Source organism: Rhodococcus sp. IEGM 1318 (assembly GCF_033142465.1).
Taxonomy (GTDB): Bacteria; Actinomycetota; Actinomycetes; order Mycobacteriales; family Mycobacteriaceae; genus Rhodococcus_F; species Rhodococcus_F qingshengii_B.
The window spans coordinates 60585-71823 of the sequence record NZ_JAWLSC010000011.1 but is presented as its reverse complement, the minus strand read 5'-3'; the positions used below and the strand labels follow the sequence as shown (position 1 = coordinate 71823).

Below are 11239 nucleotides of genomic sequence, written 5' to 3'. Positions count from 1 at the left end.
ATGCTCATCGAACGACGAACACCCTCGCCAGTTTAGGGTAGGCTACCCAGGAACGTGAAGGCGCGCTCTCCGCCTGGTCAGACCTGGTCCCACGGACCGAATTCGAGCAGAACGTCGATTGCCGTCCTGCCGTCCTGCGGCCGAACGACATGTTCGAGAGCGTAGACCCTCGATCCCTCCGCTGCGCGGGCGAGATCGGAAATACCGGGCAGAATGGTCGGTTCGGGTGGGCCGCCCACACCACGGTGGAAGTTCTCGATGGAATGCCCCAGATAGAGGACGCGTCCGCCTGGAGTCAACCATTGCCCGACGCGCTTCAGCGTTTCGGCCAACTCGTCGACCTCGAGGTGAAGGAAGCTGACCAACACCAGGTCGACCGAACCTTCCGGTTGCCACGTGGTCGCATCTCCGACCCGCCAGTCGACGGCCTTGTCCCGGTCACTCGCCCGTGCCAGATCGATCGCCACCGACGAGTAGTCAACCGCGGTCACCGACCAACCCTGCCCGGCCATCCACCGCGCGTGACGGCCGTCGCCGCAGGCCAGATCGATCGCGGTACCCGGCCTCAGGTCGGCAATTCTTGTTGCGACGGTTCCCGCCGGGTCCACTCCCCATGGCTCCGTCACCGCTCGGTATCGCTCGTCCCAGTCGTGTGCGTCCACGATCGCTCTCCCCATATCCGTATCACCGAAGTTCGTTCCACCGTCATTGATCAGACGGTGCCCCCAGCAGCATAGAGAACCTTCAAAAGTGACAAACAGATACCCCTAGGGGTATAGAAGTGACGGTCAGGAATACCCCCACCCGTATCAGGAGTGAAGATGTCAGCGACCAGAACTGTCACCGCGGACCCACCCGCCCGAACCGACGGCATACTCGCGCGACTCGGTCGATCGATGGCGGCGCACACCCGTCTCGTCGTCGGCGTCTGGTTGATCGCGCTGGTTGCACTCGGCGCCGCAGCGCCGAGTGCCTTCACATCCTTGGCAGGAGCTGGTTGGCAGGCAAACGGATCCGAGTCGGTGCAGGTTCGCGAGTTGGCCGAGCAGCATTTCGGCGGAAACTCCTCCGCCGCAGTGCAGGTGGTCGTTCACTCGAATTCTCTGGACATCGCCGATCCGTCGATGCAGCAGACACTGGCCGCGGCAACCGAACTGTTTGCCGCGGACCCTCGTTTCGGCGAAGTGATCGTCCCACAGCCCGGCATGACCATCAGCCCGGACGGACATACCGGCATCATGATCGCGGGCGCCAATGCGAATACCGACGACATGGTGCGCGCGGTAGACGAACTCGGCAAGAAACTCACGGCACTGTCCACGGACACGATCGAGGTGTACCCCACCGGCGCGTCGGCGTTGTGGAGCGATTTCAACAAGGCCAATCACGAAGCGATGATCAAGGCCGAAATGATGTCGTGGCCCGTCACTCTCGCGATCATGGTGTTGGCCTTCGGCTCCCTGGTTGCCGCGGGACTCCCGCTGCTGCTGACCCTTGCGGGCCTGGTCGCTTCGGCGGGCGGGCTCGTGATCCTCAACGAGATCACGCCGATTTCCGTGTGGGCCATGAACTTCGCGATGATGTTCGCCCTCGCGCTCGGTATCGACTACGCACTCTTCCTCGTCGCCAGGTTCCGAGAAGCACTGCGAACCGATCCGGATCCGCGGGCCGCCGTGGCCCAGACGATGGACACCGCCGGCAAAGCAATCGTCCTCTCCGGCCTCACAGTTCTGGTCAGCCTGTCTGCGGTTCTTCTCGTTCCGGCCCCCGCCGTACGGACGATGGCTGTCGGCATCATGCTCGCCGTGATCTTCGTTCTCGCCGCAACCCTCACCCTGCTACCCGCCGTGCTCGGCAGGATCGGCGCCAAGGTCAACGGCGGTTCGCTACCGTACGCAAAGCGCCAGCAGCACCGCTCCCCGATGTTCGCAACCTGGGCGTCGCTGCTGCACAAGTACCCGTGGCCTTTCGGCGTCGGCGCCCTGCTCATCCTGATCGCACTCGTCGTTCCGGTCTTCGGGCTGAAGGTGGCAATGCCCTCCATCGCCGTGGTTCCCGAGGACGCCCCGGTTCGCCAGGGCTACGAACTGGTGCAGCAGCAATTCGGTGACGGCGCTCCCGGAATGTTGCAGATCGTCACGTCCACAGACGATGCAGCAGACACCTCGCGTGTTGCCATGAACGTTGACGGCGTGGCCATGGTCACGCCGGCGCAGCAAGCAGCCGACGGATCCGATCTGGTTATGCTGCAAGCAGTTCCCACTGTCGACCCGTCGGATCCTGCGATGGAAACCATCCTTGCGGACCTTCGGTCGCAGCTGCCGGAATCAGCACTCGTCGGCGGCGCTCCGGCCGAAAATCTCGACCTTCAGCAGGCGTTGAACGACTACCTGCCCATCGTCGTGGTCGTGATACTGACGCTCGGATTCCTGTTGCTGCTGATCGCTCTTCAGGCACCTCTGATCGCCTTGATCGGCACGCTGGTCAGCCTACTGTCCACTGGGGCCGCGTTCGGAATCGCGAAGCTGATCTTCCAGGACGGTCACGGATCCGGTCTGCTCGGTTTCGATCCCCAGGGATTTCTGAACGGATGGGGTCCGGTCTTCTTCTTCGCCATGATCTTTGCCATCGCGATGGACTACACCGTCTTCCTGCTCTCGAGCGCCAAGGAGCACTACGAACGGACAGGTGACCCCGAGATCGCACACATCGACGGCCTCGCGCATTCGGGTCGGGTCATCGCGGCGGCGGCAGCGGTGATGGTTGCGGTCTTCTTCACTTTCGCGCTCGCAGACCCGTTGCCGCCCAAGGAAATGGGGATCATCCTCGGTGTAGCTGTGCTCCTGGACGCAGTGCTCGTGCGCTTGGTGCTCCTGCCAGCACTCCTGCGTCTCACCGGCCGGGCAGCCTGGTGGGCACCAGCATGGCTACGACGCATCCTGCCGAAGATCAGCTTCTCGCATGGCTGACCGTGTACCCGACATCACTGTTGTATTCATACCCCCAGGGGTATGATGAAGGCAAGAGAAATCGATGGCAGCGACATCGACAGCAACGACACCGACAGCCACAACGAGGAGCGGGCAATGACAACTCCCACAGAACCGATCGCGATTGCAACCAAGGTCACCGGAACTTTCGACGAGGTCGTCACCCGCACGCGTGCCGCGCTCGCCGAGCAGGGCTTCGGGATCCTGACCGAGATCGACATGCAGGCAACACTCAAGGCGAAGCTGGACGAGGACATGGAAAAGTACCTGATCCTGGGTGCCTGCAATCCGCCATTGGCCCATCGGGCAGTCTCGGTGGATCGTCAGATCGGCCTCCTGTTGCCGTGCAACGTCGTCGTCCGCGAAGATACGACTACCGAGAACTCGTTCTTCGTCGAAGCGATGAATCCCGCTCTCATGGTTCAGGTTTCCGACGAACCAGGCCTGGAGTCCGTGGCGGCCGACGCAGCCGTCAAGTTGCGCGCGGCAGTCACCTCGATCATCTGACACCACAGTCGGATCGAGCACTGGATCAAACACTGACATGCCCCCAGGGGTACCCTCGGTCGCAGTACGAACACTCGAGAAGGGGCCACCATGACCGGCGACGAAGAGAGCATTTCGCTCGTATTGAACAGACTGCGGCGCGCTCACGGCCAACTTGCCGGGGTCATCTCGATGATCGAGAACGGCCGCGACTGCAAGGACGTCGTCACGCAGCTCGCAGCCGTGTCCAAAGCGCTGGACCGAGCAGGGTTCAAGATCGTCGCGTCGGGGCTGCGTGAATGCCTCACCGGCGAAAGCGCCGAAGGTCAGGAACCGATGACCGAGGCCGAACTCGAGAAGCTGTTCCTGGCACTGGCATGAAACAAGAGGAAGGGCCTGACCCGCAGGTAGCGGGTCAGGCCCTTTCTCGTGTGCGAAAGAACTACGAAAGAACTACTTCGCCAGGAAGTCGATCAGCACCTTGTTCACGGCCTCCGGACGCTCGAGGTATCCGTAGTGCCCGGCGTCGGGAATCTCCTCGTACGACGCCGTCGCGATACAGTCCGCCACCTCGCGGGAGAGGTAAGGCGGGATCATGCGGTCGTCGGCGAAAGCGACGGACAGGCACGGGCGCATGATCGACTTGTACTCGTTACGTCGATCGAAAGCGCGGTCCATGCCGAGCTGTGCGCGAACACCCGGTGACGTTGCGCCGCCGGTGAACTCGAAGATGTCCATCCAGTCACGCGCGGAGTGATCGTCGGCCAGCGTGGCCGGCGAGAGGTTCATCACTGCCGTCACTGCGGCACGGTACTTGGCCGGCAGGGCGACGCCGCTGTCGAACAACTGGCGCTCACCCTCGGTCAGGACCTGTTGGAAATGATCCATCCGAGCGTGGCCGGCGAGGAACACTGCTTTGCGAACCAGATCCGGCCTGGCGAGCGTCAGTTCCTGCGCGACCCGGGCGCCCATCGAGGTGCCGATGACATGGGCCGGGCCGCCGCCGAGATGCTCGATCAGCCCGGCGGTGTCCGCAACCATGTCGGACATCGTGATGCCGCCGAGGCTCTCACCCGACGGGGCGATTCCGCGGTTGTCGAAGGTGGCGACGCGATAGCCGGCGGCCACCAATGCCGGAGTCTGGTGCAGATCCCAGACGCGGCCGGGGCTACCGGTCCCCATGATGAGCACCACCAGATCTCCATCACCCTTGACCTGGTAATTGATGGGGATTCCGTTGATTGTGGCGACCGTCATGTCAGCCTTCCTCCTCGTACGTATGATCAACAATTTTGGTTGGATAGCCTAAGCTGATGGGCGGTCGTGTGACCGCCAACCCCAGCCCATGCTCGTCCAGGAGGACCCCCGTTGAGAGTCGCTACGCTCGGATACCAAACCTGGGGCCACCGTACCCTGCAGGCCTTGATCGACTCCGATCACGAGGTCGTACTGGCAATCACACACCCGAAGAGCGAACACGTCTACGAACAGATGTGGGCGGACTCGGTTGCAGATCTGGCGTCCGAGAACGGTGTACCCGTTCACGTGGCGAACAAGCCTGACGACGCCTTCAAGGCCGCGCTGGCCGAAGCTGCTCCCGACATCATCGTCGCCAACAATTGGCGCACCTGGCTGCCCGCGGAGGTCTTCGACGCACCCAAGTACGGCACCCTCAACATCCACGATTCGCTGCTGCCCAAGTACACGGGCTTCTCCCCGCTCATCTGGGCCTTGATCAACGGTGAAGAAGAAGTCGGCCTCACGGCGCACCTGATGGACGAGGAACTCGACGCGGGCGACATCGTCCTGCAGCGATCGACGACGGTCGGCCCCGCGGACACCGTCACCGATCTGTTCCACCGCACGATCGACATGATCGGCCCCATCACACTCGACGCCCTGGATCTGATCGCCTCCGGGCGGACCGACTGGACGCCGCAAGACCGCTCGCAGGCCACCTTCTTCCACAAGCGTGCACCGCAGGACAGCCACGTCGACTGGTCCTGGCCGGCCGAGGTCATCGAGCGTTTCGTCCGGGCACAGTCCGATCCGTACCCCAACGCTTTCGCGGAGTTCAAAGGCCAGCGCATCCGCATCCTGAAGGCGTCCGTCTCACGCGGGCACTACGGCGGAACCCCCGGCCGAGTGTTCATCCAGGAAGACGACGGCATGGTGATCGTCGCGGGCCCCGACGCGTGGTCGGGCAAGAACAAGGGACTGCGGATCGAGCGCATCCGACTCGACGACGGCAGCGAGTACACCGCCGCCGAGTTCTTCCCCCACGGCGGCGGGTACCTCACCTGATCGTCTGAACGCCCTCAGTCGCGACCCTCCCAGGCCGCCCACAGTTGCGCGTAACGCCCGCCCGCGGACACCAGTTCGCGGTGCGGGCCTTCTTCTACGATCTGCCCGTGTTCGAGCACGATCACTCGGTCGGCGCCCGCGGCTTGGGTAAGCCGGTGTGCGACAACCAGAGTGGTGCGGCCATCGGTAGCGGCTTCGGCAGTCGCTTCCAGTTCCCGCGCTCCGGCGCTGCCCGCCTCCGCTGTCGCTTCGTCCAGTACAGCGACGGCAGGGTCGGCCAATACCAGTCTCGCCAAGGCCAACTGCTGTGCCTGCGCCGCCGTCATCTCGTGCCCGCCCTCGCCCACGACGGTCAGCATTCCCTCGTCGAGAGCATCAACCCACTCGTACGCGCCGACGGTCCGCAGCGCAGCGGCTACGTCCTCGTCCGAGGATTCGGGAGCGGCCAATCTCAGATCCTCGATCAGGGGTCCGGCAAAGACGTGGACCTCCTGACTCACGATCGCGATGTGGCGTCGTAGGTCATCGAGGTCGGAAAGCGGGACGCCGCCGATCGACACCCGCCCCGACGTCGGAGTGATCGAACCGGCGGCGATCGCAGCAAGCGTCGTCTTTCCGGCTCCGGTCGAACCGACGAGCGCCACCCGCTCCCCCGCTCGCAGGCTGAGCGTCACTCCGTGGAGTACCTCATGGCCACCGTCGTAGCCGTGCCGGATGTCGTCCAGATGAAGGGAGCCGTCGGTCGGAACGGAACCCGTATCCGTCGAACCTTCCGTTTCGGGGATCTCGACAACGCCGACCAATCTCGCGAGGCTGGCGCCGGCGGACTGCACTTCGTCGAAGGTGTAGAGCAGCGAGCCGATCGGGTTGAACAGGCGATGGAACAGCAGCGCAGCCGTCGTTGTCTGACCGACTGTCACGACGTCCTCACGAACCAGCAGGAATCCGACGACGAGGATCATGGACAGGCCCACGAATTCGGCGCGGTTACCGCGCCCGGCGAATCTCGTGAACAGGCCGAACACTCCGACGGCCAGATCACGCGCTTTTGCCGACGCTGCATCGATCTGACCCAGATGTTCCTTCTCGAGGCTGTACGCGCGGACAGTCTTGGCCCCCTGGAGACTGCTGATCAGCGCTTGTGAACGAGCGCCCATCGCTACCCGCTCGGCAGCGTAAACGGGAGCTGATCGTGGCAGGTACCACTTGAGTGCCAGCGCGTACATCGGCAGCGCGACCATTCCGGCGAGGCCGAGCCGCCAGTCAAGTCCCAGCATGGTCACCATGCTCAGAGCCACGAGCAGAACCGCCGCGATCATGCCGGGAACCACGTCGGACACAGCCTTCGCGATCACCGACACGTCGTCGCCGACGCGTGAGAGCAGATCGCCCTTGCCGACCTTCTCGACGGTCTGGATCGGCAGGCTCAATGCCCGGTCCACGGTTCGCTCACGCAGGTCCGCCAGGATCGTCTCACCGAGTCGCTTGATCAGATAGGCGGCCACACCGGTGAACACACCGCCGACGACTGCTGCGGCGGCGATGATCACGACCACCCCGACGATCGTCGACGTGGGCGCGTTGTCCCGGACCCGGTCGACCAGGACACCGAAGACGTATATCGGCACCAATGCCATCGCCGACGCCGAAGCCGCGACGATCAGGACCAGCAGGCTCTGCATCCGGTATTCGGCCAGCGCTGCCCGCAACCACTTCCAGGTCTGGCGACCACTCGCGATCGGCAACAACTCGCGCTCGGTCACCTTCTCCGCCGCCGGCATATCGGTTGTCCTGTCCGTGGCCGTCACCGCAGCACCGCTCCTCGGTAGTTCGCGTCGCCGCGAGAGAGTTCGGAATGTGTGCCCGTCGAGGCGATCACTCCGTCGTTCAACACGATCACTCGATCCGTCACGGCCAGCAAGGCCGGGCTGCTGGTGATCAATACCGTCGTGTGGATGCCTCCGGCACCCTCGTGCCGCAGTTCAGCGATTCCTTCGGCGATCGACGCCTCGGTCACCGCGTCTACCGCCGTCGTCGGATCGTGCAGGACCATTACGGGTGCCTGTGCCACCAAGGCGCGCGCGAGGGCGACGCGTTGCCGCTGGCCTCCCGACAAACTCGCGCCCCGATCGGTCACTTCGAGGTCGAGACCGTCTGGATGTGCGTCGACGACATCCGCCGCTGCCGACGCCACCAGAGCGCTCTGGATGTCGAGAGCAGCAGCATCACCGGCGCCCGCGGTCACGTTCGACGCGAGCGATCCGGAGAACAGATCGGTGATGTGCGGCTCCACCAGCACCGTGCGGCGTGCCAATCGCAAGTCCATGTCGGACAGGCTGATTCCGCCCACCCGAACCACTCCGCGATACGCGTCCTGCGCCAGCTGACCGGACAGGACAGCGACAAGAGCGTCGGCGTCCTGCGGTTGATAAGCCACGACGCCCAGCAGTTCTCCGGCAGGCAGGTGCAGATCGATGCCCTTGAGGGATTTGTACTCGACGGCGTCGAGGGTCAGGTCGGTACCTTCGAGCTCGGTCTGCGAACCCGCTCCCCGTAACGGCTCCGCGTCCAAGACCAGTGCCAGACGATCCGACGACGCGCGCGCCACCGCGAAGTATCCGGGAATCGACGCGAGTAATCCGAGTGGTTCGATGATGAACTGCGCAAGCCCCACCACGGTGATCAGTTCACCGACCGTGATCCGGCCCTGCAACGCGAAGTATCCCGCGAATCCGGCAACACCGACGGCGAGCAACGCACTGATGGTCGCGGCAACGCCGGTGTAGATACCGGTTGCCTTCGCCGTGCCGATCGTCGAAGCGAGCGCCTGACGGCTGACCGTACGGTAGCGCGCCGACGCGGTCTTCTCGCCCCCGATACCGCGCAGCGGACGCAGTCCACTGACCAGATCCGTAGCCATCGCCGACGCCCGAGCGATCGACGCCTGCTGACCGGAGGCCCGCGACGTGATGAGCGGCGCCGCCAGTTGCAGCAGACCGAGAATGACCGGAGTACCGATCAGAACGGCCAGTCCCAGCCACAGATCGATCCACACCAACGCCACCGCCGACGCCACCGCAGCGGTCAGGGCCGCCGCGGCGCGCGGGACGATGTCGGCGATCCACGAAGTCTGCTCGGCGTCCGAGGTGGAAACCGTCAGCAATTCACCCGATCGCAGATCAGTACGCACCCCACGCGGGTCGAGGACGCGGTGCGCCACCTCGAGCCGGAGACGATGAGCCTCCTGCTGCATCGCGGTGACGATGAACCGGGCGCCGAAACGCCACGCGGCCGTCAGAACGAGAAACAGAGCCGCGAGACCGAGGATCGAGACGATCAAGGCCGTGGTGTCCGAAGTCTCCACTGCACGGTCGATGATCACACCGATGGAGATCGGCACCGCAGTCTCGGTGAGTTGGTGCAGACAGACCAGGGCCGTGCCGATAGTGAGTGGGCCACGGTTGCGGACCAGGACGCGTCGCAAAATCGCAGCACCGCTGTGTTTGCCACTCTCCGGCTCGTCCGAGTCGACGGTCACACTCGAGGGGGTCGAACTCATGGAACTCCAAGCATCGATGGAAGCGATAAAGTTAAGTACGCAGATAAGTAAGTCGACCCTAATACATGAGCAACTAGCGTCGACACGCCCAGTTCTCATAGAGTCGCGAGTAAGAATCATTGCTTGCGCCGTGCAGGCAAGCACGAGAGGAACATGATGGCTGAGAACACGACCGTGGAAACCGAGATCGCGGACGAGGAAATCGAGACCGTCGCCGAGGAAACAGCGCGCATGGCGCAGCGCGTTGTCGCTGCCTACGCGGAAGATGCCGACGAGTGCAGGATGCTGCTCTCGATGCTCGGTATCTCCCCCGCCGCCAAGCTCGACTGAATCTTTCCCTCACCGACCGAGAAGGAACCACGTGCCTGTCAGTCCGGATTCGACCAGTTCAACCCTTTCTGACAGCGCACCTGCTTCTTCGACCGGTGACACCGTGTCCGGGCAGGCCGAGTTCGTCGTCGTAGCTAACCGCCTGCCCGTCGACTTGGAACGACTTCCCGACGGCACCACCCGTTGGAAGAGAAGCCCCGGTGGACTGGTCACCGCCCTCGAGCCGATCCTGCGCAGCAATCAGGGCGCCTGGGTGGGCTGGGCCGGCGTCCCAGACGCAGACCTAGACCCGATCGTCGAAGACGGACTCGAGCTCTACCCCGTGCCGCTGAGCGCCGAGGAGATCAACGAGTACTACGAGGGATTCTCCAACGCCACCCTCTGGCCGCTCTATCACGACGTCATCGTCAAACCCGAGTATCACCGCGAATGGTGGAACGCCTACGTCGAGGTGAACCGGCGGTTCGCCGAAGCCACTTCCAAGGCAGCGGCACAGGGCGCGACCGTCTGGATCCAGGACTACCAGCTGCAGTTGGTACCGAAGATGCTGCGGATGCTTCGCCCCGACCTCACCATCGGTTTCTTCCTGCACATTCCGTTTCCCCCGGTCGAGCTGTTCATGCAGATGCCGTGGCGCACCGAGATCGTCGAAGGTCTCCTGGGCGCCGACCTCATCGGCTTCCATCTTCCCGGCGGCGCACAGAACTTCCTTTTCCTGGCGAGACGCCTTGCCGGGCAGCAGACTTCACGCGGAACCGTCGGCGTGCGTTCCAAACTCGGTGTGGTGCAAGTAGGTTTCCGCAGCGTCCGCGTCGGCGCCTTCCCCATCTCCATCGATTCCGGCAAGCTCGACGAACTCTCACGCACCAAGGCAATTCGGGACCGCGCCAAGCAGATTCGCAAAGAACTCGGAAACCCCAAGCACATCATGCTGGGTGTCGACCGCCTCGACTACACCAAGGGCATCGACGTCAGGCTCGCCGCCCTCCACGAACTTCTCATGGAGAAGCGCATCGATCCCGCCGACACCGTCATGGTGCAGTTGGCGACCCCGAGCCGCGAACGCGTCGAAAGCTACGTACAGATGCGCGGAGACATCGAGCAGAAGGTCTCCCGAATCAACGGCGAGTTCAGCGAAGTCGGCCGCCCCGTCGTCCATTACATCCATCGGCCGATCCCACGCGACGAACTCGTCGCGTTCTTCGTCGCTGCCGACCTCATGCTGGTCACGCCGCTTCGCGACGGCATGAACCTGGTCGCGAAGGAATACGTCGCCTGCCGCAGTGATCTGGGTGGCGCATTGCTGCTCAGCGAATTCACCGGTGCTGCAGCAGAACTCCGCCAGGCATTCCTGTGCAATCCTCACGACCTCGACGACGTCAAGGATTCGATGGAGAAGGCCCTCAATCAACCGCGAGAGGACGGCCGACGCCACATGCGCGCGTTGCGTCGTCAGGTCCTGACGCACGACGTCGACCGCTGGGCACGTTCGTTCCTCGACGCTCTCGCGCACGGCGGCGCAGCAGGCCCGGCGCTGATCGCCCCGGCCGAATCTGGAGAGCACTGAGGT

Annotated in this window: 10 protein-coding genes; 6 read left to right on the top strand and 4 right to left on the bottom strand. The window is 63.8% G+C overall.

Annotation, left to right across the window (positions count from 1 at the left end):
- Positions 1-77: 77 nt before the first annotated feature.
- Positions 78-662 carry a class I SAM-dependent methyltransferase gene (locus R4P65_RS23760; RefSeq protein WP_317828357.1) on the bottom strand — a complete coding sequence of 195 codons (585 nt, stop codon included), beginning with the start codon at positions 660-662 and terminating at the stop codon, positions 78-80.
- A gap of 159 nt (positions 663-821) precedes the next feature.
- Here R4P65_RS23760 and R4P65_RS23755 point away from each other — a divergent pair, with 159 nt between their 5' ends.
- The 3 genes from R4P65_RS23755 (at position 822) to R4P65_RS23745 (ending at position 3857) form a co-directional block, all read left to right on the top strand.
- Positions 822-2969, top strand: coding sequence for an MMPL family transporter (locus tag R4P65_RS23755; RefSeq protein ID WP_317828356.1), 2148 nt, complete (start codon positions 822-824; stop codon positions 2967-2969).
- 117 nt (positions 2970-3086) lie between these two features.
- The gene (locus R4P65_RS23750) at positions 3087-3497 is read left to right on the top strand and encodes a DUF302 domain-containing protein (RefSeq protein WP_317828355.1); all 411 of its coding nucleotides are present in this window, start codon (positions 3087-3089) and stop codon (positions 3495-3497) included.
- A gap of 90 nt (positions 3498-3587) precedes the next feature.
- Positions 3588-3857 carry a metal-sensitive transcriptional regulator gene (locus R4P65_RS23745; RefSeq protein WP_230814895.1) on the top strand — a complete coding sequence of 90 codons (270 nt, stop codon included), beginning with the start codon at positions 3588-3590 and terminating at the stop codon, positions 3855-3857.
- A 72-nt stretch (positions 3858-3929) separates the two neighbouring features.
- Here R4P65_RS23745 and R4P65_RS23740 read toward each other — a convergent pair whose 3' ends face one another.
- A complete protein-coding gene (locus tag R4P65_RS23740) occupies positions 3930-4733 on the bottom strand; it encodes an alpha/beta hydrolase (protein WP_317828354.1) in 804 nt (267 codons plus the stop codon).
- Positions 4734-4844: 111 nt separating this feature from the next.
- Between R4P65_RS23740 and R4P65_RS23735 the strand changes: the two genes are divergently transcribed.
- The gene (locus R4P65_RS23735) at positions 4845-5780 is read left to right on the top strand and encodes a methionyl-tRNA formyltransferase (protein WP_317828353.1); all 936 of its coding nucleotides are present in this window, start codon (positions 4845-4847) and stop codon (positions 5778-5780) included.
- 14 nt (positions 5781-5794) lie between these two features.
- On the opposite strand, the gene R4P65_RS23730 is transcribed toward R4P65_RS23735, so the two are convergent.
- Positions 5795-7561, bottom strand: coding sequence for an ABC transporter ATP-binding protein (locus R4P65_RS23730; RefSeq protein WP_317828491.1), 1767 nt, complete (start codon positions 7559-7561; stop codon positions 5795-5797).
- A 23-nt stretch (positions 7562-7584) separates the two neighbouring features.
- Positions 7585-9339: an ABC transporter ATP-binding protein gene (locus R4P65_RS23725; protein WP_317828352.1), complete on the bottom strand. Its 1755-nt coding sequence runs from the start codon at positions 9337-9339 to the stop codon at positions 7585-7587.
- A gap of 156 nt (positions 9340-9495) precedes the next feature.
- On the opposite strand from R4P65_RS23725, the gene R4P65_RS23720 reads away from it, so the two are divergent.
- The gene (locus R4P65_RS23720) at positions 9496-9669 is read left to right on the top strand and encodes a hypothetical protein (protein WP_214886961.1); all 174 of its coding nucleotides are present in this window, start codon (positions 9496-9498) and stop codon (positions 9667-9669) included.
- A gap of 103 nt (positions 9670-9772) precedes the next feature.
- Positions 9773-11236: a trehalose-6-phosphate synthase gene (locus R4P65_RS23715; RefSeq protein WP_230815097.1), complete on the top strand. Its 1464-nt coding sequence runs from the start codon at positions 9773-9775 to the stop codon at positions 11234-11236.
- Positions 11237-11239 lie beyond the last annotated feature (3 nt).

Excerpts from the sequence above, each read along its gene's own strand:
- R4P65_RS23740 (WP_317828354.1), bottom strand. The coding sequence starts at position 4,733 with ATGACGGTCGCCACAATCAACGGAATCCCCATCAATTACCAGGTCAAG.
- R4P65_RS23725 (WP_317828352.1), bottom strand. The coding sequence starts at position 9,339 with ATGAGTTCGACCCCCTCGAGTGTGACCGTCGACTCGGACGAGCCGGAG.
- R4P65_RS23730 (WP_317828491.1), bottom strand. The coding sequence starts at position 7,561 with ATGCCGGCGGCGGAGAAGGTGACCGAGCGCGAGTTGTTGCCGATCGCG.
- R4P65_RS23750 (WP_317828355.1), top strand. The coding sequence starts at position 3,087 with ATGACAACTCCCACAGAACCGATCGCGATTGCAACCAAGGTCACCGGA.
- R4P65_RS23745 (WP_230814895.1), top strand. The coding sequence starts at position 3,588 with ATGACCGGCGACGAAGAGAGCATTTCGCTCGTATTGAACAGACTGCGG.
- R4P65_RS23720 (WP_214886961.1), top strand. The coding sequence starts at position 9,496 with ATGGCTGAGAACACGACCGTGGAAACCGAGATCGCGGACGAGGAAATC.
- R4P65_RS23755 (WP_317828356.1), top strand. The coding sequence starts at position 822 with ATGTCAGCGACCAGAACTGTCACCGCGGACCCACCCGCCCGAACCGAC.